This window comes from Pseudomonas sp. B1-22 (genome assembly GCF_050474425.1).
Classification (GTDB): domain Bacteria; phylum Pseudomonadota; class Gammaproteobacteria; order Pseudomonadales; family Pseudomonadaceae; genus Pseudomonas.
This window is the reverse complement of the sequence record NZ_JBCHVH010000002.1, coordinates 340323-364613: the sequence shown is the minus strand read 5'-3', so window position 1 is coordinate 364613 and position 24291 is coordinate 340323. Positions and strand designations below refer to the sequence as shown.

The window sequence follows — 24291 nt, the reverse complement described above, 5'->3', positions numbered from 1 at the left end:
GGGGCGAATCGCGGACGGAGTCCGCTCCTACGAGAGTCTGATGTAGAGCTCAACCCAGCATGGGGCTCGGTACCGCTTTTCGTAGGAACGGACCTTGTCCGCGAAGGGTCGGCCCCGCAGAAGAGCATCGCGGAGAAGCTCCGCTCCTACGAGAGCAGCCCAGGCTCGGCACTGACGATTGCGTGAGGTATGTCGGCGTACAACCGTGAGCGGCTGTACGCCCTACATGGGATGACGCGTCGTTAGAAATTCCGCCCCAGGTTGACGTACACCGCGTGCTCGCTGGCGCTGTTCAGGCCGTAGCTGAAGGACAGTGGCCCCAGCGGCGTCTCGAAGCCCATCAGCAGGCTGCCGGCATTGATGTAGCCGGTGTCGTAGCTGTTGTCGTTGTTCCAGACCCGGCCACGCTCCAGGCTGCCGCCCAGGTAGAAGGGGAAGTCCAGTGGCAGGAAGGAGCGCTCGGTCATGCGCCGGTAGTAGATGACCCGGCCCAGGCTGTAATTCTGCCCGGCCAGGGCGTCCTGGCGGTAGCCGGAGAGCTGCCGGGCGCCGCCGAGAAGGAAGCTCGATTCCACCACGTTGGCGTCGTCGAGGGTGCGGCCGTAGCCACCGCCCAGCACGAAGGTGTCCGGGCCGCTGCTCATGGCCTTGTCCAGGCGGATGTCCCACTGCCGGTAGCGGTCGTCGTCGCCCAGCGAGGGGGTGTGCTCACGGAAGGACGTCTCGATGTTCTCGCCTTCGCGGGGGAAGTCGACGTTGTCCATGGTGTCGAAGGAATACTGGAGCTGGGCATAGCCTTCGTTGAAGCGGTAATTGGGCAGGTCCTGCTCGCCCACGCGGACATCGGCCTTGCCGTAGGCCTGGGCCACGCCGAAACGGAATTCGCCGTTGTTGGCGATCTGCCGGCCAAGGTTGATGCCGTAGCCGTAGCGCTCCAGCCGGTATTCGGCGATGGGGTCGTTGTCGTCGGTCGCCTCGACGTTCTGTGCCTCGTTGAACAGGAAGGGCGCGACGAAGTAGCGCGAGCCCACGTCCAGCGGCTGGTAGAACTCGCTGTAGAGTTCCTGGTGGTCGCCGATCTGCAGGCGCGTCAGCCACTCCGCGCCGAGGCGGTTGATGCCGTTCATGCGGTAGCTGGCGCCGACGTTGAAGGTGCTGTCGCCGCGCAGGTCGTCGGAGAGGTTCAGCCCCAGGCGCAGGTAATCGGTGCCGCCGCGCTTGCCGTAGGCGTGGATGACCAGGGCGTTGCCCTCCGGGCGGTGTACGACGCGGTATTGCACCTGGTCGAAGTAGTCCAGGCCGTAGAGCGTGCTCATGTCGCGCTGCAGGCGATCGAGGTCCAGGCGTTCGCCCAGCGGTTGGCGGATGTAGTGGAGGATCACCTCGTCGCTGACCTTGGAGTTGTTCTCCACTTCGATGCGCGTGATCACCGGCTGGCGCTCGCCGGGCGTGCGCGCCTGGTTCAGCGCCAGGGCGTGCTCGTCCTCGCGATGGCCCAGGCTGGCCAGGCGCGGCGCGAGGATGCGGGTGGCGCGGTAGCCGGCGTCGATCAGTTGCGGCACCCTGCCGAAGTCCGTGGAGCTGTAACCGCTGAGCGGCGGCTGGATCAGCACGTCGCTGGCGGTCAGGGTGGCCAGTTGGGCCTCGGAGTTCTTGCGGGTCATCAGGGTGACGGACTGGTTGAGCATGTCCACCACGGTGGTCAGTTGCTTGCGGTCCAGCAGCGGGTTGCCGATGTCGACCACGATCACCACGTCGACGCCCATCTGCCGGGCCACGTCCACCGGGATGTTGTCGACCATGCCGCCGTCCACCAGCAGCTTGCCGTTCACATCCACCGGCGCGAACACCGCCGGGATCGACATGCTGGCGCGGATCGCCTGGGGCAGGTGGCCCTTGCTGAACACGACCTTCTCGCCTGTGGATATGTCGGTGGCCACTGCACGGAAGGGGATGGCCAGCTTGTCGAAGTCGCGGGTATCGCTGGTGTGCACCAGCAGGCTTTCCAGCAGCATCGACAGGTTCTGCCCCTGGAGAGCGCCCAGCGGCAGGCCGAGGGTGCCGTCGTCGCGGAAGCTGAGTTTCTGCTTCACCAGGAAGTCGCGGTCGTCCTGCTTGCGGCGGAAGGGCATGTCGACCCGTGGCGGGGCGTCGGAAAGGGCCTGTTGCCAGTCCAGGCCCAGGGCCAGCTTTTCCAGTTCATCGGGCGTGTAGCCCGCCGCGTAGAGCCCGCCGATCACCGCGCCCATGCTGGTGCCGGCGATGGCGTCGACGTGGATGCCCTGTTCGTCCAGCGCCTTGAGCACGCCGATATGCGCAAGGCCCCTGGCCGCGCCGCCGGAGAGCACCAGCCCGATCTTCGGCGGCGAGTTGGCCGCCAGGACGCCGAGGGGCAGGAGCAGGAGGAGGACGAACAGCAGGCGGCGCATGACAGAAGCATCCGGGTAAGCGTATGGGCCGGTATTATAGGTGCGCGTCCTACAGCCGAGTCTGATTCATGTCCGAAGCCAAAGCCGAAATCGTCATCACCTATTGCACCCAGTGCCAGTGGCTGCTGCGCGCCGCCTGGCTGGCGCAGGAACTGCTGAGCACCTTCGGCGACGATCTGGGAAAGGTCAGCCTGGTGCCGGGCACGGGTGGCGTTTTCCACATCACCTGCGACGGCGAGCAGATCTGGGAACGCAAGGCCGACGGCGGCTTCCCCGAGGCCAAGGTGCTCAAGCAACGGGTGCGCGACCGCATCGATCCGCAGCGCGACCTGGGCCACAACGACCGTTCCTGATCCGTGGGAAATTCATTTCGATAGCAGGCTAACTTCCTTGCTTCATGTCAACGGGGTACGTCCGTACCGCTCGTAGTCTCAAGGCATCCATTCTCCGCAGGGGATGCCTGACATGAGCATCATTGTCACGGGCGCCGCCGGATTCATCGGCAGCAATCTCGTCAAGGCGCTGAATGCGCGTGGCGAGACCGACATCATCGCGGTCGACGACCTGACCGATGGCGACAAGTTCGCCAACCTCGCCGACTGCGACATCAGCGACTACCTGGACAAGCGCGACTTCATCGAGCGCTTTGCCCGGGGCGACTTCGGCGTGGTGCGCGCATTGCTGCACCAGGGCGCCTGCTCCAGCACCGTTGAGCGCGACGGCCGCTACATGATGGACAACAACTACCGCTATAGCGTCGAGTTGCTGGAGGCCAGCCTGTCGCTGGGCGTGCCTTTCCTTTATGCCTCCTCGGCGGCGGTGTACGGCGGCGGCCACGAGTTCCGCGAGATGCGAGCCTGCGAGCGGCCGCTGAACGTCTATGGCTATTCGAAATTCCTTTTCGACCAGCGGGTGCGCAAGGCGCTGCCGCAGGCGCGCAGCCAGGTTGCCGGCTTCCGCTACTTCAACGTCTACGGCCCGCGCGAGCAGCACAAGGGACGCATGGCCTCGGTGGCGTTCCACTGCTTCAACCAGTTCCGCGAGACGGGCAAGGTGACGCTGTTCGGTGAATATGGCGACTACCCGGCCGGCGGCCACCTGCGCGACTTCGTCTCGGTGGAGGACGTGGCGCGGGTCAACCTGCATTTCCTCGACCACCCCGAGCGCAGCGGCATCTTCAACCTGGGCAGTGGCCGTGCGCAGCCGTTCAATGATGTGGCGCTGGCGGTGATCAACACCCTGCGTGCGCAGCAGGACCTGCAGCCGCTGACCCTGGATGCGGCGGTTCGCGCCGGGTTGCTGGAATACTGCGTATTCCCCGATGAGTTACGTGGCAAGTACCAGTGCTACACCTGCGCCGATATCGCTCTTCTGCGCGAGGCGGGCTACCGCGAACCGATGCTGGGCGTGGAGGAGGGCGTGGAGCGCTATTGCCGCGCGTTGCTGCAAGCGGCGTGAGGCGTCGTGCATGGCCGGGTTTACCCAGTCTTTACCCTGAGCTGACACTCAAGGACGGGTGAGCGCGCGATCATTGCATCCCGAGCGGCGGATACCGGTCCGCCGGATACCGCGTCAACCGAGGCTTCTGGAACATGGGGGCCGACACCGGACAGGCCGCTTCGCAGGCTGTCATGCGAGGAACCCTTGGCAATCCCTCCCCGGGGCAAGGGTTCGCAATCCGCATGCTGCGAAGCGGCCTTTTTTTGCGCCGCAGATGGTATCTGCCTTTTGTAGGAGCGAGCTTGCTCGCGAACAGCTCACGCTCTGCTGCCAAGAGGTTCGTGAGCAAGCTCGCTCCTACGAAAGCACTCCAGGCTCAGCCTTGGCAGAGACGATGGCGCGTGGTGTATCGGCGTACAACCGCGAACGGTTGTACGCCCTACGCGTCAGTGTGATCCGCGGGCGCTGAGGAAGGTGGCGAAGATGATCAACGCGCCGCCCGCCAGCATCCGCAGGCTCGGTGTCTCGCCGAACAGCACGGTGGCGAAGGCGATGCCGTAGACCGGCTCCAGGGCGAAGATCACAGCAGCCGTGCGCGCCTTGATCAGCCGCAGACTGGCGACGAACAGGCTGTGGGCGACGCCGGTGCAGAGCACGCCCAACAGGATCAGCCACAGCCAGTCCATCCCGCGCACAGCGGGCAGTTCGACGAACACCAGCGGCAACAGGCAGGCGATGATGGTCAGGTTCTGGCACAGCGCTGCCTGGATCGGGTCGATGCCGCGCACGCTCACCCGGTTGGCCAGCGACAGCAGGGCGAATAGCAGGCCGGATACCGTGCCCCAGAGCAGCCCGGCGGTGGCGCCGTCGCGAAGGTCCAGGGTCGGGGTAACCATCACCAGGCCGATGCACACCAGCGCTACCACCCCGTACTCGCCCTTGCGGATACGTTCGCGGAACAGCAGTCCCTCCAGCAGCACGGTGAAGGCGGGGAAACTGGCGAAGCCAAGGGTGGCGACGGCAACGTTGCCGACCTTCACTGCGAGGAAGAAGGTCAGCCAATGAGTGCACAGCAGCACGCCGCCGCCGACCAGCATGGCCACCTGTTTCAGCGTGGGCCTTTGCTGCTCGCGCAGATGCCTGGCGAACACCGCAGCCAACGACAGCGAGCCGAACAGTGCGCGGCCGAAGACGATGACCAGGGGGCCGGCGAGGATGAGTTTGCCGAAGATGCCGGACAGCCCGAACATCAGGGCGCCGATGTGCAGGCCGATCAGGGCGCCGCGGGGAGTGAGTCGGGAAACGGAAATCATGCCTGCGAACCCGCCGACTGCCGTGGCGGGGCCTTGATGAATAGAGAAGAGGCGCGCCGGATCGGCCGGCCCGTGGTGAGGCGCAAGTCAGGCCAGCCGCGCGCCATTGGGCAGCGGCTTGTCGAAGCCGGCCAGCACCACCTTGTCGTCGCTGTCGTAGACGCCGGTGACCAGCACTTCCGAGCGCACCCCGGCGATGGACTTGGGCGCGAAGTTGCACACGCAGAGCACCTGGCGGCCGATCAGGTCTTCGATCGCGTAGTGCGCGGTGATCTGCGCGCTGGAGGTCTTCAGGCCGAGGGGGCCCAGGTCAACCTGGAGGATGTAGGCGGGCTTGCGCGCCTTCACGTTGGGTTCGGCCTGGACGATGGTGCCCACGCGCAGTTCGACGCGTTCGAAGTCCTGCCATTCGATGGTGTCTGCCGACATCGCTGCTCTCTTTGTTCAGTTCGATGGCCGGCAGTCTAGGCCCTGGGCGCGCGGCTGTCTGTCGTGCGGCTAGCGGGAATTGTCGCGCGCCTCCTGGCGCAGCTGGCGCGCCGTGGTGCCGAACTGGCGCACCAGGGCGGCGGTGAAGGCGCTCTGCGAGGCGTAGCCGACTTGCGCAGCGATCTCGCCTACGGGCAGGTGCGTGCTGCGCAACAGGTCGCGAGCCTGTTGCAGGCGGCGCTGGCGCACATAGTCCATGGGCGTCTGCCCGGTCTCGGCGAGGAAGCGGGCGTGGAAGCGCGCAGCGGAAAGGCCGGCGAGGCGCGCGAGATCGGCGACCTGCAGCGGGTGGGCGGCATGGCGATCAATGTAGCTGTCGAGGCTGGCCAGCGGCAGTTGCGCCGGCTCCTCGATGCGCTGCTGGCCGGCGGCGAGGCTGGCGAGCAGCAGGATGGCGCCCTGGCGGGCCAGTACCGGGTCGTGCAGTGAGCTGCTGGCCAGCCAGTTAACCAGTTGCGCCTGGTCGCCATTGAGCAGGCGCTGGCCGGGAGTTTCCAGCAGGCGACGGCCGGCATCGGCATGCTGGCCAAGGCCTGCGAGCAGATCGTCCTCGTCGTCGAGGTCGACCACCAGGCAGCGGCTACCGTCGGGGCTGGCGCAGGCGTGGTGGGTTTCGCGCGGGACCACCGCGAAGCACTGCCGGGTCACCAGGCTGCCGCGCCCGCCGACCTCGAAGTCCAGGCTGCCGGAAAGGCCCAGCACCAGTTGCGCGTGGCTGTGGCTATGGGCGAGGTGGTCGTGGCTGTAGGTGCGCAGGGAGAGAATCGGGCTCATCGGGGCGGCTCATCGGGCTCTGGCGGCTGGCCGTCAGTCTAGCGCGGCGTGGGCTGTAACGGGACTGTCGCCAGTCGGTCACGTTTGCTTCACCCCCAGCGCCGAAAATCGGACGAACCCCACCGGAGGTCGCCGACGATGAGCAGCGCGCAACGCATGACGCCGACGAAGAAACAACGGGTACGGACCCTGTGGATATCCGATGTCCACCTCGGCACCCGCGATTGCCAGGCCGAGCATCTGGCGGCTTTCCTCAAGCGCTACCACGCCGATCGCATCTACCTGGTCGGCGACATCATCGATGGCTGGAAGCTGCGCGGCGGCATGTACTGGCCGCAGGCGCACACCAATGTGATCCGCCGCCTGCTGACCATGAGCAAGCGTGGCACCGAGGTGATCTACGTCACCGGCAACCATGACGAATTCCTGCGTCGCTATTCCTCGCTGCTGCTGGGCAACATCCGCCTGGTGGACGAGATCGAGCACACCACTGCCGACGGTCGACGTCTGCTGGTGATCCATGGCGACCAGTTCGACGTGATCACCCGCTACCACAAGTGGCTGGCCTTCCTCGGCGACTGGGCCTACGAGTTCACCCTGACCCTGAACCGCTGGCTGAACCACTGGCGCAGCCGCTACGGCTATGGCTACTGGTCGCTGTCGGCGTACCTCAAGCACAAGGTGAAGACGGCGGTGAACTTCATCAGCGACTTCGAAGAAGCCATCGCCCACGAGGTGCACAAGCGTGGGCTCAACGGGGTGGTCTGCGGGCACATCCACCACGCGGAAATCCGCCAGATCGGTGAGGTGGAGTACCTCAACTGTGGCGATTGGGTCGAATCCTGCAGCGCGCTGATCGAGCACTGGGACGGCAGCATCCAGCTTTACCGGTTGGCCGAGGAGCAGACGCAGGTCACCGAGCTTGCGGCGGTCGAGTCGGCGGCATGAGGCTGCTGATCGTCACCGATGCCTGGCTGCCGCAGGTCAACGGCGTGGTCACCAGCCTCGAGGCGCTGGTGACGGAGCTGGAAGGGTTGGGCCATACGATCGGCCTGATCACACCGCTGGATTTCCGTCACCGTCCGTGTCCGAGCTACCCGGAAATTCCGCTGGCCTGGGACCTGTGGAAGGTTGGCGGGAAGATCAGCGAGTTCGCCCCCGATTGCGTTCACCTCGCCACCGAAGGTCCGCTCGGCTGGGCCGCCCGGCGCTGGCTGATGCGCCGGGGCCTGAGGTTCAGCAGCGCCATCCATACCCGCTTTCCCGAATACGTGAACACCCGCTGGCCCTGGTTGCCGCTTTCCTGGGGCTATGCCTTCCTGCGCCGCTTCCACACGCCCAGCCAGGCCGTGCTGGTGAGCAGCGAACGGATGCGCGGGGCCTTTGCCGAACAGGGGCTGCAGCGCCTGGCGTTGTGGCGCAAGGGTGTCGATCTGTCCCGCTTCCAGCCGGGCGATGGGGCGCCGATGACAGAGCCGGTGTTCCTCTACGTCGGCCGCCTGGCGCGGGAGAAGAATCTCGAAGCCTTCCTCGATCTCGACCTGCCCGGAGTCAAGCGCGTGGTGGGCGACGGCCCGCAGCGATTGGAGCTGCAAGCGCGTTATCCACAGGTGGAATTCCTCGGCTATCGCCACGGCGATGAACTGGCGGCGGCCTATCGCGGCGCCAGTGTGCTGGTGTTCCCCTCGCGGACCGATACCCTGGGGCTGGTGATGTACGAGGCGCTGGCCTGCGGCACGCCGGTGGCGGCGTTCCCGGTGGCGGGACCGCTGGACGTGCTGGAGGAGGGCGTGACCGGTGCGCTGGACGACAACCTGCACAACGCCTGCCTGAGGGCGCTGGAACTGGACCGCCAGGCCTGCGCGCTCTGGGCGCAGGGGCAATCCTGGCGGTCGTCGACGCAGGAGTTCCTTTCCTTGCAGGTACGCCTGAACCCGCTGCCGGTCAGCGAAGTACCGGCCTGCTGATCAGAACAGCTGACGGTCGTGGTCCAGGCTCTGGTCCACCAGCCATTTGCCGTGGGCGATGGAAGCGTGCTGGGCCTTTTCCAGGTCCGCCATGAAGGCGAATTCCACCGGCAGCGTCTTGCGCTTGGTGGTCTGGCCGTCGGGGCTGGTGATGTGGCAGCCGCCAGCCCAGGGCGTGGGCAGGCCGGGGTGTTCAACGACATCGGCGGTGATGGTGTACTTGCGGTATTCGCATTGCATCAGGCTCATGGGTCGTCCTCCGGGCAAATCGCCACTGGCCCGGGCCGGGCGCGTGGCGGGCGGAATGGAGCCGGCTGAGGTTGCCGGCAAGCCTTTTCAATCCCCACCATAGACCAGTCGTTGGGCCCGTTTGCCGGATACCGACGAACGTGAATGTCACTGGCGCGGGCTTTTCCTGCGCCAATCTTCCCTTCCCGGGCGCTGCGCGCCAGACTGTCGGCCATGCCTATCCAGACCCTTGCCCGCCTCGCCGATGTGGATGCCCGTCAGTGGGATGCCCTGCTGCCGGACGACCAGCCGTTCCTGCGTCATGCCTTTCTTTCCGCGCTGGAGGAAAGCGGCAGCGTCGGCGGGCGCACCGGCTGGGCGCCGGCCCATCGCGTCCTGTTCGGCGACGATGGCCGCCTGCTCGCCGCCGCACCGACCTACCTGAAGAGCCATTCCTACGGCGAGTACGTATTCGACTGGAGCTGGGCCGATGCCTGCCAGCGTGCCGGCATTCGCTACTACCCCAAGCTGCTGGTGGGCGTTCCTTTCACGCCGGTGGGTGGCGCGCGTCTGCTCGGTGCGCCCGAAGCGGCGCTGAGCCTGGTCGGCGCGCTGGCGGGGGAGGTGGACGAGGCGCGCTGCTCCGGCGTGCACGTGAACTTCACCGATGGCGCCGCCGATGCGCTGCTCGGCGGTGCCGATGGCTGGATGGAGCGCCTGGGCTGCCAGTACCACTGGCGTAACCGGGGGTACCGGGACTTTTCGGACTTCCTCGATGCTTTGAGTTCGCGCAAGCGCAAGCAACTGCGCAAGGAGCGGGAGCAGGTTGCGGGGCTGGGCATCGATTTCGTCTGGATGGAGGGGCGGGAGCTTTCCGAGGCGCACTGGGACTTCGTCTATGCCTGCTACAGCAGCACCTACGAGGTTCGTGGGCAGGCGCCCTATCTGGCGCGGGCGTTCTTCAGCCTGCTCGGCGAGCGGATGCCGGAGGCCGTTCGGGTGGTCTTCGCCCATCGCGGCGGTCGTCCGGTGGCCATGGCCTTCAGCCTGGTCGGTGGCGACACGCTGTACGGCCGCTATTGGGGTTGCCTGGCGGAGTTCGACCGGCTGCATTTCGAGACCTGCTTCTACCAGGGCCTCGATTACGCCATCGGCCATGGTCTGCAACGCTTCGACGCCGGGGCGCAGGGCGAGCACAAGCTGATTCGCGGCTTCGAGCCGGTGATCACACGGTCCTGGCATCGCCTGGGGCATCCCGGATTGCGGGAGGCGGTGGCGGAGTTTCTGCAGCAGGAGCGCGCCGGCATTCTCGCCTACGCGGAAGAGGCGCGGGCGGCGCTGCCGTATCGGAAAGATAGCCCTTTGCAGGACTGAGGGTGACGCATCGCTCAGATGCTCGGCTGGATTCCTCCGCGATGGATTTCGTGGACAAGGGCCAGGCGCCCCGTCTCGCCTACAAGAGCGGAATGTATCCGTAGGAGAGGACTCCGTCCGCGATGCTGTGGCTCCTTGTAGGGCGAATAACGCACAGCGTTATCCGCCTTGATGGGTATCGCTTCGCTCCACACCATCCTACGAAAAAGCCAAAATCACCGGCGTGCGCAGAGTCCCGTCAGGAGGCCGAGTGGAGGTATTGCGCAGAGGGGCGAGCGGCATGGATGCCGCGAGAGGCTTGAAGGGCCATGGATGGCCCTTGCGAGCCGACCCTCGGAGTGATACCGGAGCGAGGGGAGTCCGACGCAGTCGGACCCGTATGTTGGGACGAGACCTTTTGGTTCCTTTTGGGGCGTTTGCCAAAAGGGACTCGCCCGAGGGGGCGAAACAAAAGCTCCCAGCACACGCTGAAGCGGCGCATGAACACCGAACAAGACGGCGGATAACGCCTTAAGCGTTATTCGCCCTACGAAGAGCAAGAGCATCGCGGACGAAGTCCGCTCCTACGCGGCGACAGAGCCTGTCAGTCAGGATCGCCCCCCGACCGCCACCACAGGCTCGCGGGGTTTGGCCAAGGCGGCCGGAGGGCGATGCTCGGTGGGGCTCAGCTCTGGCTGGTGCGGCCGCCCCATTCGAGGAAGCGGACCTTGTGGGCTTCGCCCTGGTGGTCCAGGTAGACCATGTAGGCCGGGACGATGCCGACCTTGCTGGAGTTGTCGGTGCGGTGCAGCACCTTGTCCACGTCCAGGGCCATGCCGTAGTGGTACTCGGTGGTGGGCAGGTCGGCGCCGGGGTTCTTGATGGCGTCCTGGGCAAAGGCCATCGGGGCGAGGCTGGAGATAACGGCCGACACGACAGAGGCAAGCTTCATTCGGTATTCCTCGATTAGGGGCTCGATGAATGGGGTGAAGCCCCACCGGGGAGCGCTGGCATCTGGTGTCTGCCCTGGGGTCCGGGCAGGGCAGTGGACGATGCTTCAGGCATCCATCGGTGGCGGGGCACGGGACAGATAGTTCCATCCTGGCCGCCCGCCGGGAAATTGATGTGCTTGCTAATGAAGATTGATGAAGGTGATGCGACGCTCTGTCGCAGACGTGCTGCCAAGGTGGCGCGCTAGGGCGTCCAGTCGCGCCAGTGCTCGCAGTCGCCCCGGCACTGGCCGGGGCAGGCACAGCCGGTGCGGCTGCGCCCGGTGGCTTTCTCCATGCGCCGGGCGACTTCCTCGTCATCGGCGAAGGGCAGCATGCTGGCCTCCTCGATGCCGCGTGCGCGGTGCGCCCGCAGGCTCCAGCCGACGCCGAAGTACAGCGCCAGCAAGCCGGCCAGCCCCAGCCACAGCGTCATCTCAGGCCATCCGTTCGGCGGCGAGCATGGCCTGGGGTTGCGCGTGGCGCACGGTCTTCCAGGTGTTCCAGGCCATCAGCAGCATGCCGCTGAGGAACATCAGGCCGCCGGTCATGCGTACCACGAAGCCCGGATGGCTGGCCTGCAGCGCCTCGACGAAGGAGTAGGTGAGCGTGCCGTCGGCGTTGACCGCGCGCCACATCAGGCCCTGGGTAATGCCGTTGACCCACATGGAAGCGATGTACAGTACGGTGCCGATGGTCGCCAGCCAGAAATGCGCGTTGATCAGGCCGACACTGTGCATCTGCTCGCGGCCGAACACCTTGGGAATCAAGTGGTAGAGCGAGCCGATGGAGATCATCGCCACCCAGCCCAGCGCCCCGGCGTGCACATGGCCGATGGTCCAGTCGGTGTAGTGGGAGAGGGCGTTGACGGTCTTGATCGCCATCATCGGCCCCTCGAAGGTGGACATACCGTAGAAGGCCAGGGATACCACCAGGAAGCGCAGGATCGGATCGGTGCGCAACTTATGCCAGGCGCCGGAGAGCGTCATCATGCCGTTGATCATCCCGCCCCAGCTCGGCGCCAGCAGGATCAAGGACATCACCATGCCCAGGGACTGCGCCCAGTCCGGCAGCGCGGTGTAGTGCAAGTGGTGCGGGCCGGCCCAGATGTACAGGGTGATCAGCGCCCAGAAATGCACGATGGACAGCCGGTAGGAGTACACCGGGCGCCCGGCCTGCTTGGGAACGAAGTAGTACATCATCCCGAGGAAACCGGTGGTGAGGAAGAAGCCCACGGCGTTGTGCCCGTACCACCACTGCACCATGGCGTCGGTGGCGCCGGAGTACACCGGGTAGGACTTGAACCAGTCCACCGGAATCGCCAGGTGGTTGACGATGTGCAGCATCGCGGTGACCACGATGAAGGCGGCGAAGAACCAGTTGCCCACATAGATGTGCGAGGTCTTGCGCTTGAGCAGTGTGCCGAAGAACACCACCGCGTAGGCGACCCAGACGATGGTCATCCACACCGCGCCGCTGAACTCGATCTCGGCGTATTCCTTGGTGGTGGTGTAGCCCAGCGGCAGCGTGATCATCATGGTCACGATCAGCGCCTGCCAGCCCCAGAAAGTGAAGGCGGCCAGGCTGTCCGAGAACAGTCGCACCTGGCACGTGCGCTGCACCGTGTAGTAGCTGGTGGCGAACAGCGCGCAACCGCCGAAGGCGAAGATCACCAGGCTGGTGTGCAGTGGGCGCAGGCGCCCGAAACTGGTCCACGGCAGGTCAAGGTTCAGTTGCGGCCAGACCAGCTGGGAGGCGATCAGTACCCCCATGGCCATGCCGACCACGCCCCAGACCACCGTCATGATGGCGAACTGGCGGACCACCTTGTAGTTGTACGCCTGCTCCGTGCTTCTCGTGTTCATGCTGGATTCCCGCTTGTGTCAGAACGTCCGGGCGCGCGCAGGTGGGCCGGCGGCGTGCTCCGGTGAGCGGGCAATCTAAGGAGATGCGTCAGCGGGAAACAGATTCAGATGGGCCGTGCAAATGCATATCAGCGGGGCAGTCCGCGGATTCAGTCGATTTCGACGCGCCCTGCGAGGAAATGCCGCAGGCGTTTCTGCAGGTAATCCACCGCCCGCTCGTGGGTGAGGTATTCGCTGACGCGCATCAGCCGCCAGAACTGGCCTTCATCGCCGAAGCGGATGGCGTCGAACTCGGCCTGTTCCAGCCGCGCCACCAGGAACCAGGCCCAGGGCGCGGAGCCGTGGGTGGCGCGGTAGCGGCGCTGCCATTCGATACGCTGTTCATCTAGGCGCACGGAGAATTCTTCTTCCAGCTCGCGCAAAGCACATTGCACCGGGGTTTCGTTCCCCTCGCGACCGCCGCCGGGAAAGTCCCAGTAGCCGGGGTAGGGGATGCCGGGCTTGTCGTCGCGCTTGTAGACCACCAGCTGGCCGCCATGGAACAGCGCGAGCTTGGCGCCGGTGAAGTCGTCCTGATGCATGGCGCCTCCGAGTAACTCGACTAGTCTTTCCCGATCGCGGACGGTGCTTTGCTGCCCGCAAGCGCGTATGATGCGCGACCTTTTTATTCGTTGCATGCCACACCGGGAGGTGCCCAGATGACCGACACGCACGAAAACCTAGAAGAACTTACCCCAGCCCCGGCCGGCGAGAAACTGCAGAAAGTCCTCGCGCGCATGGGCGTGGGCTCTCGTCGTGACGTCGAGGCCTGGATCGAAGAAGGCCGCGTCAAGGTCAATGGCGCCGTGGCGACCCTCGGCCAGCGCGTGGGCGACCGCGACGCCATCGCCGTCGACGACCGCCTGCTCAAGCGCGAGAAGATCGAAGAACACGTCCGCCGCGTGCTGATCTACAACAAGCCCGAAGGCGAAGTCTGCACCCGTGACGATCCGGAAGGCCGTCCGACCGTATTCGACCGCCTGCCGCGCCTGCGCAGCGGCCGCTGGATCAACGTCGGCCGCCTGGACATCAACACCACCGGCCTGCTGATGTTCACCACCGACGGTGAGCTGGCCAACCGCCTGATGCACCCGTCCTACGAGATGGACCGCGAGTACGCCGTGCGCGTGCGTGGCGAAGTCGACGAAGAGATGATCGAACGCCTGAAAGCCGGCGTGATGCTCGAAGACGGCCCGGCCAAGTTCAGCGACATCCAGGAAGCGCCCGGTGGCGAAGGCTTCAACCACTGGTACCACGTGGTGGTGATGGAAGGCCGTAACCGCGAGGTCCGTCGCCTGTGGGAGTCCCAGGGCGTGGTGGTCAGCCGCCTGAAGCGCGTGCGCTTCGGACCGGTGTTCCTGACCTCCGAGCTGACCATGGGCCGCTACCGCGAGATGGGCCAGCGCGAGCTGGACATCCTCAGCGAGGAAGTCGGCCTGAAGCCGGTCGCGCTGCCTGCGGTCTCCACCAAGACCAAGGAAAAGGTCGAGCGCCAGGAGCGCAAGCTCGGCAAGAAGCTGGCGCCCAGCGAGCGTCCGGGCCGTGGCTCGCGTACTCGCAAGGAGCACGCCGAAGGCGAGCGTCCGCAACGCGCTCCGCGTCCGGCGGCAGGCGAGCGTCCGGCCCGTGCTCCGCGTGACGGCGACGAGCGTCCGGCTCGCGCCCCGCGTGGTGAAGACAGCCGTGCGCCGCGCAAGCCGCGTGACGCTGGCAGTGATCGTCCCGCTCGCGCTCCGCGTGACGCCGGCGATCGTCCGGCCCGTGGCCCGCGCAGCGATTCCGGCGAAGGCCGCGCTCCGCGCAAGCCGCGTGATGCCGGTGGCGACCGTCCTGCCCGCGCTCCGCGTGATGGCGATCGTCCGGCCCGTGGCCCGCGTAGCGATGCCGGCGAAGGCCGTGCTCCGCGCAAGGCACCGAGCGACCGTCCGGCTCGCGCCCCCGAGCGCGACAAGGGCGCTCCGCTGGCCGAGCGTCCGGGCAAGCCGGCGCGCAAGCCGATTGCCAAGCGTCGCCCGCAAGCGGCCGGCGACGGCATGCGCCCGGGCTTCAAGCGCTAAGCGTTAGCGACAAATAAAAAAGGGCTCTTCGGAGCCCTTTTTTATTGCCTGCGATCTGCTGGGATGGGGATTTTCGTAGGACCGAGGGGGACGCCTGGTTCTTGCTCGCGAACCCGCTTGACGCCAGAGCTGCGGGGAAACCCGTTCGCGAGCAAGCTCGCTCCTACAGGTACCCGTGTTCGCCGGGAAATTTCGGTCACCAGCATCCTGTAGGAGCGGGCCATGCCCGTGATCGCGCGCATGGCGCGCTCCTACAATCCAGCGCCGGGGCGGGTTCGTCGAATCAGCTCGCGCAAGCCAGCCGATTGCGCCCATCGCGCTTGGCTTCGTACAGGGCGTTATCGGCGCGGCGCAGCAGATCGTCCACCGACTCGCCGGCATTGAGCGAGGCACAGCCCAGGCTGATGGAGAGCGGCAAGGATTTGCCGTCGATGACCAGATCCAGCTCCTCCACGGCACGCCGCAGCCGCTCGCCCACATGGGCGGCGGCGCTGCCGGAGGTGTTGGACAGCAGCACGAGGAACTCCTCGCCGCCAAAGCGGAACACCATGTCGACGTTGCGCAGGCTGGCCTTGATCGCCGCCGCCACCGCGCGCAGGGCGTCATCGCCGATGCTGTGGCCGTGCCGGTCGTTGATCTGCTTGAAGTGATCCAGGTCGAGCATCAGCACCGACAGCGGTTGCAGGTGGCGCCGGGCGACCTCGACCTCGCGGGTCAGGGCCTGGTCCATGGCGATGCGATTGCCGGTGCCGGTGAGCGCGTCGCGCAGGGCCGACTGCACCGCGGCGCGGTAGAGCAGGGCGTTGCGCAGCGGGTAGAGCAGGCAGGCCATCAGCGATTCGAGCTGGGCCAGTTCGGCCTCGGAGAAGCGCTGGCGGCGGCGGAAGCAGAGTTCGCCCAGGTATTCGCTGTCATGAATGAGGCGATAGTCGGCGCTGTGTTGTGCCGAGTCGCCGAACTCCAGCCGCAGGTCGGCACCGGTGTGCTGGTAGGCCAGGTAATCCACCGGCAACAGGCGCTGAATCTCGCTGAAGAACACCGCCAGGATGCGCTCCGCCTCCAGGCTCACCTGCAGTTGCAGGTTCAGCTGCTGGCGCAGTTCCAGCAGGTCGAGCGGACGCCCGGCGCGCTGGCGCGGCTCCTGGGCGGCCAGGCGCTGGAGCTTGGCGGCATCGAAATCGATGGTATTGGACTGCTTGGGGGGAACCATGGCGCGAGGCAACCTCTGACGCGTTTCATACGGCGACAGGAGGGACAGAGCGATTTCCGTGCCAGCCCTCGAAAAGTCTCGAAAAGAGGGCTTATGGACCGACCGAAGGCCGTTTGGGTTCCAAAGAGAGGGAAGATTCGTCAGAAGACTGGCGAAATGATGGCACTTTACTGGGGAGATAAATGACGAGTAGCCAGAAAACCGGCGGAGTGCGGGCGCCCTCGATGCGGGGCGAGGGCGCCGTGGTTCGGGACGTCAGTCCTGGGCGTTGAAGGCCTGGCCGTTGACGCCTTTGCTGTCCGGGCCCATGAGGTACAGGTAGACCGGCATGATGTCTTCGGGCAGCGGGTTGTTGAACGCGTTCTCGCCCGGATAGGCATGGGCGCGCATGGCGGTACGGGTGGCGCCGGGGTTGACACTGTTGGCGCGGACGCTGGAGATGTCCTCGCACTCGTCCGCCAGCACCTGCATCAGGCCTTCGGTGGCGAACTTCGACACCGCGTAGGCGCCCCAGTAGGCGCGACCCTTGCGGCCGACGCTGCTGGAGGTGAAGACCACCGAGGCGTCCTCGGAGAGCTTGAGCAGCGGCAGCAGGGTGTGGGTGAGGCTGAACATGGCGTTGACGTTCACCTGCATGACGCGGGTGAAGTTGTCGGTGGAAATCTGCTCGATGGGCGAGCGCAGGCCAAGGATCGAGGCGTTGTGCAGCAGGCCGTCGAGCTTGCCGAATTCCTTCTCGATCATGGCTGCCAGTTCGTCGTACTGGTGCGGCAGGGTGGTTTCCAGGTTCAGCGGAATCACCACCGGTTCCGGATGGCCGGCGGCGACGATCTCGTCGTACACCTCGTTGAGGAAGTCTTCGGTCTTGCCCAGCAGCAGCACGGTGGCGCCGTGGGCGGCGAAGGTGAGCGAGGCGGCCCGGCCGATGCCACGGCCGGCACCGGTCACCAGGATCACGCGGCCCTTGAGCAGGTCGGGGCGGGCGGAATAGTCGAACATGGTTTCTCCTTGGCGGAGCCCGTCAGTGCGGTACACGACGGGCTCGCGGGAATGGGGCTCAGCAGGAGCAGAGGGCGCGGTCGAGAACTGCCAGCAGGTCGCGGGGCTGGTCGACGATGACGTCGGCGCCCCAGTGCGCGGGGTTGTCGTCCGGGTGGATGTAGCCATAGCGCACGGCGGCGGTCTTGGTCCCGGCGGCGCGGCCCGACTCGATGTCGCGCAGGTCGTCACCGATGAACAGCACTTCGGACGGGTCGACCTTCAGCTGGCTGCAGGCCAGCAGGAGCATTTCCGGGTCCGGCTTGCTTCGGGTCACGTGGTCCGGGCAGACCAGCACGGCGGAACGTTCGGCCAGGCCCAGCTGCTCCATGATCGGAGCGGCGAAGCGCACCGGCTTGTTGGTCACCACGCCCCAGATCAGGCGCGATTGCTCGATGCTGGCCAGCAGCTCGGGCATGCCGTCGTACGGGCGGGTGAAGACGGCACAGTGCTCCTGGTAGCGATCGAGGAACTCCTGGCGCAGGGGCTCGAAGCCAGGGGCTTCCGGGTCCATGTCGAAGGTTGCGGCGACCATGGCGCGGGCGCCGCCGGAGACCACATCCTGGATGCGCTGGTCGTCGATCGGCGCGCGGCCGTGGGCCTTGAGCATCGCCTGGCAGACGGCGATGAAGTCCGGCGCGGTGTCGAGCAGCGTGCCGTCCATGTCGAAGAGAACCGCCTTGAGCATGCGATTCACTCCTCGCGCAGGGTCTGGATCATGTAGTTGACGTCAACGTCGTCGGCCAGCTTGTAGTGCTTGGTCAGCGGGTTGTAGGTCAGGCCGATGATGTCCTTGACCGCGAGGCCGGCGTCGCGCGACCAGGCGCCCAGCTCGGAGGGGCGGATGAACTTCTTGAAGTCGTGGGTGCCGCGCGGCAGCAGGCGCATCACGTATTCCGCGCCGACGATGGCGAACAGGTAGGCCTTCGGGTTGCGGTTGATGGTGGAGAAGAACACCTGGCCGCCGGGCTTGACCATCCTGTAGCAGGCGCGGATGACCGAGGCCGGGTCCGGCACGTGCTCGAGCATCTCCAGGCAGGTCACCACGTCGAACTGCTCGGGCATCTCTTCGGCCAGTTCCTCGGCGGTGATGCGGCGGTATTCCACCGGCACGCCGGACTCCAGCTGGTGCAGCTGGGCGACCGCCAGGGGCGCTTCGCCCATGTCGATGCCGGTGACGGTGGCGCCGCGCTGGGCCATGGCTTCGCTGAGGATGCCGCCGCCGCAGCCGACGTCGAGCACCTTCTTGCCGGCGAGGCTGACGCGCTCGTCGATCCAGTTGACCCGCAACGGGTTGATGTCGTGCAGGGGCTTGAACTCGCTTTCGCGGTCCCACCAGCGGTGGGCGAGGGCCTCGAATTTGGCGATCTCGGCGTGGTCGACGTTGCTCATGGTGTCCCTATTGATCGAAAAGCTGGAAACGAAGGCTGACTATGATGCCAGCTTCGTGCGGCAGATGGGGCGCGGCATGACAGATTGTCGCAGCCGCGGCCCGTATCCGGGCCGCGCTGCTCAAGGACTGGGCTCAGGCGCCGGCGATCTTGCGGCCCCATTCGCCGGCCACGGCGATCAGGCGCTCTTCGTCCATACGGGTGAGCTTGCCGTGTTCCAGCAATTGCTTGCCGCCGACCCAAACGTGGCGCACACAGTCGCGCCCGCTGGCATAGATCAGCTGGGAAACCGGCTCATAGACCGGTTGCTGGGCCAGGCCCGAGAGGTCGAAGGCGGTCAGGTCGGCGGCCTTGCCCAGTTCCAGGCTGCCGGTTTCCTGCTCCATGCCCAGGGCGCGTGCGCCGTTCAGGGTGGCCATGCGCAGGGCGCGGTGGGCGTCCAGCGCGGTGGCCTGGCCGGCCACGGCCTTGGCCAGGAGAGCGGCGGTACGGGTTTCGCCGAGCAGGTCCAGGTCATTGTTGCTGGCGGCGCCGTCGGTGCCGATGGCGACGTTGACGCCGGCCTGCCACAGGCGCTCCACCGGGCAGAAGCCGCTGGCCAGCTTGAGGTTGGATTCGGGGCAGTGCACCACCGAGCTGTTGGTTTCCACCAGCATGGCCAGGTCGTCGTCGTTCACCTGAGTCATGTGCACGGCCTGGAAGCGCGGGCCGAGCAGGCCGAGGCGATGCAGGCGGGCCAGCGGCCGCTCGCCGTTCTTCTCCAGCGCCTGCTGGACCTCGAAGGCGGTCTCGTGGACGTGCATGTGGATGCCCGCATCCAGCTCCTCGGCGAGCATCAGGATGTTTTCCAGCTTGTCGTCGCTCACCGTGTAGGGCGCGTGGGGGCCGAAGGCGACCTTGATGCGCGGGTGGTGCTTGAGGTCGTCGCGCAGCGCCAGGCCCTGGCGGATCGCCTCGTCAGCGTCGCGGGCGCCGGGCACCGGGAAGTCCAGCACTGGCACGCTGATCTGCGCGCGTACGCCGGCCTTGTGCACCGCCTCGCAAGCCACCTGCGGATGGAAATACATGTCGGAGAAGCAGGTGATGCCACCCTTGAGCTGCTCGGCGATGGCCAGTTCGGTGCCGTCGCGGACGAAGTCCTCGCCGACCCATTTGGCTTCCGCAGGCCAGATGTGCTCCTGCAGCCAGGTCATCAGCGCCAGGTCGTCCGCCAGGCCACGGAACAGGCTCATCGCCGCATGACCGTGGGCGTTGATCAGGCCGGGGGCGAGCAGCATGCCCGGCAGCTCGCGGGTTTCCGTGGCCGGGTGGCGCAGGGCTTCGGCGCGCGGGGCGAGCAGGGCGATGCGGCCGTCGCGGATGCCCAGGGCATGATCGCGCAAGACGATGCCGGCAGGTTCCACGGGGACGATCCAGGTAGGGAGCAGAAGCAGGTCGAGCGGGGCTTTGGCGGTGGGCATGAAGCGCATCCTGGGCGCGGCGGAGAGTGCGCCGGAGTATAGCCGAGCACCGCTGCCGCAGGCTCGGTATACTCGGCGCTTTTACCCGCTTGCGGGAAGATTTCTGGGGGCCGGGAATGGCCCGCGATTCCATTCGAATGACGAGGTGTTCCATGCGTGAGCGACTGTTGGCGGCCGAACGGGTTACGGCCATTGATTGGCGCAAGGGGACCCTCCGCCTGCTGGACCAGCGCCTGCTGCCGCTGGAAGAAACCTGGCTGACCTACGAGAGCGCGGCGGGCGTGGCCGAGGCCATCCGCCAGATGGTGGTGCGCGGCGCGCCGGCCATCGGCATTGCCGCCGCCTATGGCGTGGTGCTGGGCTTGCGCGCCCGCGTATCTGCCGGCGGCGACTGGCGCGCGGCGCTGGAAGACGACTTCACCCTGCTGGCCGAGTCGCGTCCGACGGCGGTCAACCTGTTCTGGGCGCTGAACCGCATGCGCGACCGCCTGGAGCGGCTGAAGCCCGGCGAAGACCCGATGCCTGTGTTGGAGGCGGAAGCCATCGCCATCCATGAAAGCGACCGCGAGGCCAACCTGACCATGGCCCAGCTGGGCGTGGAACTGATCCGCAAGCAGCACAGCGGGCCGCAGAAGATCCTCACCCACTGCAACACCGGCGCCCTGGCCACCGGCGGCTTCGGTACCGCGCTGGGGGTGATCCGCGCCGCGCACCTGGAAGGGCTGATCGAGCGCGTCTACGCCGATGAAACCCGCCCCTGGCTGCAGGGCGCGCGCCTGACCGCCTGGGAGCTGGCCAACGAGAACGTGCCGGTCACGCTCAATGCGGATGCCGCCGCCGCGCACCTGATGAAGACCGAAAGCATCACCTGGGTCATCGTCGGGGCCGACCGCATCACCGCCAACGGCGACGTGGCCAACAAGATCGGCACCTACCAGCTGGCGGTCAACGCCATGCACCACGGCGTGCGTTTCATGGTAGTGGCGCCCAGTTCGACCATCGACATGAGCCTGGAAAGTGGCGAGGACATCCCGATCGAAGAGCGCGACGGTCGCGAACTCCTGGAAATCGGCGGCAAACGTGTGGCTGCCGAGGTCGAAGCCTTCAATCCGGTGTTCGATGTGACTCCGGCTGACCTGATCGATGCCATCGTGACCGAGCGCGGCGTCGTCGAGCGTCCCGATGCCGAGCGGATGGCTCAGCTGATGAGTCGCAAGCGCCTGCATTGATGGGGCCTGCGGCAATTCATCGTGGGGCTTGGGCGAGGGTAGGGTTTGACCCTGGCTTGTGGTAAGCTCCGACGGTTCTTCGGGGGGCGTTTTCGCACCCCCTTCAGCATCGCGGATCAGCGCAATAAGTCGTTGATTTGTAGAGAGTCGGTGGCGCTTTGATGGCGCGCCGCGCTCCGCCGGGCCCAGGACGGGCGTGGCGGAGTCACATTTGAAAAAGGAACCAGGCTTCTCATGGGCGAACTGGCCAAAGAAATCCTCCCGGTCAACATCGAAGACGAACTCCGACAGTCCTACCTCGATTACGCCATGAGCGTGATCGTCGGTCGTGCCCTGCCCGATGCGCGCGACGGCTTGAAGCCCGTGCATCGCCGCGTCCTGTACGCCATGAGCGAGCTGGGCAACGACTGGAACAAGCCCTACAAGAAATCCGCCCGTGTGGTCGGCGACGTGATCGGTAAGTACCACCCGCACGGCGACACCGCGGTGTACGACACCATCGTCCGCATGGCCCAGCCGTTCTCGCTGCGCTACATGCTGGTAGACGGCCAGGGCAACTTCGGTTCGGTGGACGGCGACAACGCCGCGGCCATGCGATACACCGAAGTGCGCATGGCCAAGCTCGCCCATGAGCTGCTGGCGGACCTGGACAAGGAAACCGTCGACTGGGTGCCCAACTACGACGGCACCGAGCAGATCCCGGCGGTCATGCCGACCAAGATCCCGAACCTGCTGGTCAACGGTTCCAGCGGTATCGCCGTGGGCATGGCGACCAACATCCCACCGCACAACCTCACCGAGGTGATCGACGGCTGCCTGGCGCTGATGGACAACCCCGAGCTGTCCATCGACGACCTGATGAACTACATCCCCGGCCCGGACTTCCCGACCGCGGGCATCATCAACGGCCGTGCGGGCATCATCGAGGCCTATCGCACCGGTCGTGGCCGCATCTATATCCGTGCCCGTGCCACCATCGAGGACATGGAAAAGGGCGGCAACCGCCAGCAGATCATCATCACCGAGCTGCCCTACCAGCTGAACAAGGCCCGCCTGATCGAGAAGATCGCCGAGCTGGTGAAAGAGAAGAAGATCGAAGGCATCACCGAGCTGCGCGACGAGTCCGACAAGGACGGCATGCGTGTGGTCATCGAGCTGCGCCGTGGTGAAGTGGGCGAGGTCGTGCTGAACAACCTCTACGCCCAGACCCAGCTGCAGAGCGTCTTCGGCATCAACGTGGTGGCCCTGGTCGACGGCCAGCCGCGCACGATGAACCTCAAGGAAATGCTCGAGGTGTTCATCCGTCACCGCCGTGAAGTGGTGACCCGCCGGACCGTCTACGAGCTGCGCAAGGCCCGTGAGCGCGGCCACATCCTAGAAGGCCAGGCCGTCGCCCTGTCGAACATCGACCCGGTGATCGAGCTGATCAAGACCTCGCCGACCCCGGCCGAAGCCAAGGAACGCCTGATCGCCACCGCCTGGGAATCCAGCGCCGTGGAAGCCATGGTCGAGCGCGCCGGCGCCGATTCCTGCCGTCCGGAAGACCTGGACGAGCAGTACGGCCTGCGCGACGGCAAGTACTACCTGTCCCCGGAACAGGCCCAGGCCATCCTGGAACTGCGCCTGCACCGCCTGACCGGCCTGGAGCACGAGAAGCTCCTGTCCGAGTACCAGGAAATCCTCACCCTGATCGGTGAGCTGATCCGCATCCTGACCAGCCCCGAGCGCCTGATGGAAGTCATCCGCGAGGAGCTGGAGAAGGTCAAGGCCGAGTTCGGCGATGCCCGCCGCACCGAGATCGTCGCGTCGCAGATGGACCTGACCATCGCCGACCTGATCACCGAAGAAGAGCGCGTGGTGACCATCTCCCACGGCGGCTACGCCAAGTCCCAGCCGCTGGCCGCCTACGAGGCCCAGCGTCGCGGTGGCAAGGGCAAGTCGGCCAGTGGCGTGAAGGACGAGGACTACATCGAACACCTGCTGGTCGCCAACAGCCACGCCACCCTGCTGCTGTTCTCCAGCAAGGGCAAGGTCTACTGGCTGCGCACCTTCGAGATCCCGGAAGCCTCGCGTACCGCCCGTGGCCGTCCGCTGGTGAACCTGCTGCCGCTGGACGAAGGCGAGCGCATCACCGCGATGCTGCAGATCGACTTGGAAGCCGTGCGCGCCCAGTTCGCCGGTGAAGAAGGCGATGACGACGACGTGGTCGCCGAGCAGGTCGCCGAAGTGGTGGAAGCCGAAGAAGGCGAAGAGGGCGACGACGCCGACTTCAGCCAGGACGAGCCGACCGGCGCGTACATCTTCATGGCCACCATGAAAGGCACCGTGAAGAAGACCCCGCTGATCCAGTTCACCAAGCCGCGCTCCAACGGCCTGATCGCCCTGAAGCTGGAAGAGGGCGACTCGCTGATCGCCGCCGCCATCACCGACGGTTCGAAGGACGTGATGATGTTCTCCAACGCCGGCAAGGTGATCCGCTTCAAGGAAAGCAAGGTGCGCATCATGGGCCGTAACGCCCGTGGCGTGCGCGGCATGCGTCTGGCCGAAGACCAGCGCATCATCTCCATGCTGATCCCGGAATGCCGCGAGGCGCAGATCCTCACTGCCTCCGAGCGCGGCTACGGCAAGCGCACCCCGCTAGCCGACTACCCGCGTCGCGGTCGTGGTGGCCAGGGCGTGATCGCCATGGTGATCAACGAACGTAACGGCAACCTGGTCGGCGCCGTGCAGGTGCTGGATGGCGAGGAAATCATGCTGATTTCCGACCAGGGCACCCTGGTGCGTACCCGTGTCGACGAAGTTCGCGGCGCTGGCCGTAACACCCAGGGCGTGATCCTCATCAAGCTGGCCGCCGACGAAACCGTCGTGGGCCTGGAGCGGGTGCAGGAGCCGACCGTGGTCGAAGACGACGTCATCGACGGCGAGATCGTCGAAGGCGAAGTCTCGGACGAGAACCAAGAAGCAGGCGAAGCTGCGGCGGAAGAAGCCCCGCAGGCCAGCGAAGACTGATAGCGAGAGTG

At 66.1% G+C, this 24291-nt stretch carries 22 protein-coding genes; 8 read left to right on the top strand and 14 right to left on the bottom strand.

Annotated elements, in window-relative coordinates; translation table 11 throughout:
* Positions 1-242 precede the first annotated feature (242 nt).
* Positions 243-2429 carry a patatin-like phospholipase family protein gene (locus ACQ5BL_RS08560; RefSeq protein ID WP_243808821.1) on the bottom strand — a complete coding sequence of 729 codons (2187 nt, stop codon included), beginning with the start codon at positions 2427-2429 and terminating at the stop codon, positions 243-245.
* Between the two features lie 68 nt (positions 2430-2497).
* Between ACQ5BL_RS08560 and ACQ5BL_RS08555 the strand changes: the two genes are divergently transcribed.
* Together ACQ5BL_RS08555 and rfaD are read left to right on the top strand one after the other, a co-directional pair.
* Positions 2498-2782 carry a SelT/SelW/SelH family protein gene (locus ACQ5BL_RS08555; RefSeq protein WP_207888382.1) on the top strand — a complete coding sequence of 95 codons (285 nt, stop codon included), beginning with the start codon at positions 2498-2500 and terminating at the stop codon, positions 2780-2782.
* 112 nt (positions 2783-2894) lie between these two features.
* A complete protein-coding gene (gene rfaD / locus ACQ5BL_RS08550; RefSeq protein WP_243808820.1) occupies positions 2895-3887 on the top strand; it encodes an ADP-glyceromanno-heptose 6-epimerase in 993 nt (330 codons plus the stop codon).
* Between the two features lie 428 nt (positions 3888-4315).
* Here the strand turns inward: rfaD and ACQ5BL_RS08545 are convergent, their stop codons facing one another.
* The 3 genes from ACQ5BL_RS08545 to ACQ5BL_RS08535 all read right to left on the bottom strand — a co-directional run bounded on the left by ACQ5BL_RS08545 (position 4316) and on the right by ACQ5BL_RS08535 (position 6445).
* The gene (locus tag ACQ5BL_RS08545) at positions 4316-5182 is read right to left on the bottom strand and encodes a DMT family transporter (RefSeq protein WP_243808819.1); all 867 of its coding nucleotides are present in this window, start codon (positions 5180-5182) and stop codon (positions 4316-4318) included.
* A gap of 87 nt (positions 5183-5269) precedes the next feature.
* Positions 5270-5611 (bottom strand): tRNA-binding protein, encoded by a 342-nt coding sequence (locus ACQ5BL_RS08540; protein WP_207888379.1) that lies wholly within the window; start codon positions 5609-5611, stop codon positions 5270-5272.
* A 69-nt stretch (positions 5612-5680) separates the two neighbouring features.
* Complete coding sequence (locus ACQ5BL_RS08535; protein ID WP_243808818.1) at positions 5681-6445, bottom strand: AraC family transcriptional regulator; 765 nt, start codon at positions 6443-6445, stop codon at positions 5681-5683.
* A gap of 138 nt (positions 6446-6583) precedes the next feature.
* Between ACQ5BL_RS08535 and ACQ5BL_RS08530 the strand changes: the two genes are divergently transcribed.
* Together ACQ5BL_RS08530 and ACQ5BL_RS08525 are read left to right on the top strand one after the other, a co-directional pair.
* A complete protein-coding gene (locus ACQ5BL_RS08530) occupies positions 6584-7393 on the top strand; it encodes a UDP-2,3-diacylglucosamine diphosphatase (RefSeq protein ID WP_243808817.1) in 810 nt (269 codons plus the stop codon).
* Positions 7390-8412: a glycosyltransferase family 4 protein gene (locus ACQ5BL_RS08525; protein WP_243808816.1), complete on the top strand. Its 1023-nt coding sequence runs from the start codon at positions 7390-7392 to the stop codon at positions 8410-8412. The genes ACQ5BL_RS08530 and ACQ5BL_RS08525 overlap by 4 nt, the downstream gene beginning before the upstream one ends.
* Here the strand turns inward: ACQ5BL_RS08525 and ACQ5BL_RS08520 are convergent, their stop codons facing one another.
* Complete coding sequence (locus tag ACQ5BL_RS08520; RefSeq protein ID WP_207888375.1) at positions 8413-8661, bottom strand: hypothetical protein; 249 nt, start codon at positions 8659-8661, stop codon at positions 8413-8415.
* A gap of 213 nt (positions 8662-8874) precedes the next feature.
* On the opposite strand from ACQ5BL_RS08520, the gene ACQ5BL_RS08515 reads away from it, so the two are divergent.
* Positions 8875-10014 (top strand): GNAT family N-acetyltransferase, encoded by a 1140-nt coding sequence (locus ACQ5BL_RS08515; protein WP_243808815.1) that lies wholly within the window; start codon positions 8875-8877, stop codon positions 10012-10014.
* A 664-nt stretch (positions 10015-10678) separates the two neighbouring features.
* Here ACQ5BL_RS08515 and ACQ5BL_RS08510 read toward each other — a convergent pair.
* From ACQ5BL_RS08510 to ACQ5BL_RS08495, 4 genes are all read right to left on the bottom strand, one after another.
* Complete coding sequence (locus ACQ5BL_RS08510) at positions 10679-10945, bottom strand: DUF2790 domain-containing protein (RefSeq protein ID WP_243808814.1); 267 nt, start codon at positions 10943-10945, stop codon at positions 10679-10681.
* Between the two features lie 242 nt (positions 10946-11187).
* Positions 11188-11418 (bottom strand): cbb3-type cytochrome c oxidase subunit 3, encoded by a 231-nt coding sequence (locus ACQ5BL_RS08505; RefSeq protein WP_207887445.1) that lies wholly within the window; start codon positions 11416-11418, stop codon positions 11188-11190.
* Position 11419: 1 nt separating this feature from the next.
* The gene (ccoN, locus tag ACQ5BL_RS08500) at positions 11420-12847 is read right to left on the bottom strand and encodes a cytochrome-c oxidase, cbb3-type subunit I (RefSeq protein WP_243808813.1); all 1428 of its coding nucleotides are present in this window, start codon (positions 12845-12847) and stop codon (positions 11420-11422) included.
* A 149-nt stretch (positions 12848-12996) separates the two neighbouring features.
* Positions 12997-13428 (bottom strand): NUDIX hydrolase, encoded by a 432-nt coding sequence (locus tag ACQ5BL_RS08495; RefSeq protein ID WP_243808812.1) that lies wholly within the window; start codon positions 13426-13428, stop codon positions 12997-12999.
* A gap of 117 nt (positions 13429-13545) precedes the next feature.
* Here ACQ5BL_RS08495 and rluB point away from each other — a divergent pair, with 117 nt between their 5' ends.
* The gene (rluB, locus tag ACQ5BL_RS08490; RefSeq protein ID WP_430293091.1) at positions 13546-14943 is read left to right on the top strand and encodes a 23S rRNA pseudouridine(2605) synthase RluB; all 1398 of its coding nucleotides are present in this window, start codon (positions 13546-13548) and stop codon (positions 14941-14943) included.
* 283 nt (positions 14944-15226) lie between these two features.
* On the opposite strand, the gene ACQ5BL_RS08485 is transcribed toward rluB, so the two are convergent.
* From ACQ5BL_RS08485 to ACQ5BL_RS08465, 5 genes are all read right to left on the bottom strand, one after another.
* Positions 15227-16153 carry a GGDEF domain-containing protein gene (locus ACQ5BL_RS08485; RefSeq protein ID WP_243808811.1) on the bottom strand — a complete coding sequence of 309 codons (927 nt, stop codon included), beginning with the start codon at positions 16151-16153 and terminating at the stop codon, positions 15227-15229.
* Between the two features lie 255 nt (positions 16154-16408).
* Positions 16409-17152, bottom strand: a complete 744-nt coding sequence (locus ACQ5BL_RS08480) for a YciK family oxidoreductase (protein WP_207887440.1) — start codon at positions 17150-17152, stop codon at positions 16409-16411.
* A 58-nt stretch (positions 17153-17210) separates the two neighbouring features.
* Entirely contained in the window at positions 17211-17888 is a 678-nt protein-coding gene (gene mupP, locus ACQ5BL_RS08475; protein ID WP_243808810.1) for an N-acetylmuramic acid 6-phosphate phosphatase MupP, read from the bottom strand.
* Positions 17885-18583 carry a bifunctional 2-polyprenyl-6-hydroxyphenol methylase/3-demethylubiquinol 3-O-methyltransferase UbiG gene (gene ubiG / locus ACQ5BL_RS08470; RefSeq protein WP_243808809.1) on the bottom strand — a complete coding sequence of 233 codons (699 nt, stop codon included), beginning with the start codon at positions 18581-18583 and terminating at the stop codon, positions 17885-17887. The genes mupP and ubiG overlap by 4 nt, the downstream gene beginning before the upstream one ends.
* Before the next feature lie 133 nt (positions 18584-18716).
* Positions 18717-20042, bottom strand: coding sequence for a TRZ/ATZ family hydrolase (locus ACQ5BL_RS08465; RefSeq protein ID WP_243808808.1), 1326 nt, complete (start codon positions 20040-20042; stop codon positions 18717-18719).
* A 152-nt stretch (positions 20043-20194) separates the two neighbouring features.
* Between ACQ5BL_RS08465 and mtnA the strand changes: the two genes are divergently transcribed.
* Entirely contained in the window at positions 20195-21271 is a 1077-nt protein-coding gene (mtnA, locus tag ACQ5BL_RS08460; RefSeq protein WP_243808807.1) for an S-methyl-5-thioribose-1-phosphate isomerase, read from the top strand.
* 234 nt (positions 21272-21505) lie between these two features.
* Positions 21506-24280, top strand: coding sequence for a DNA gyrase subunit A (gene gyrA / locus ACQ5BL_RS08455; RefSeq protein ID WP_207887435.1), 2775 nt, complete (start codon positions 21506-21508; stop codon positions 24278-24280).
* Positions 24281-24291 lie beyond the last annotated feature (11 nt).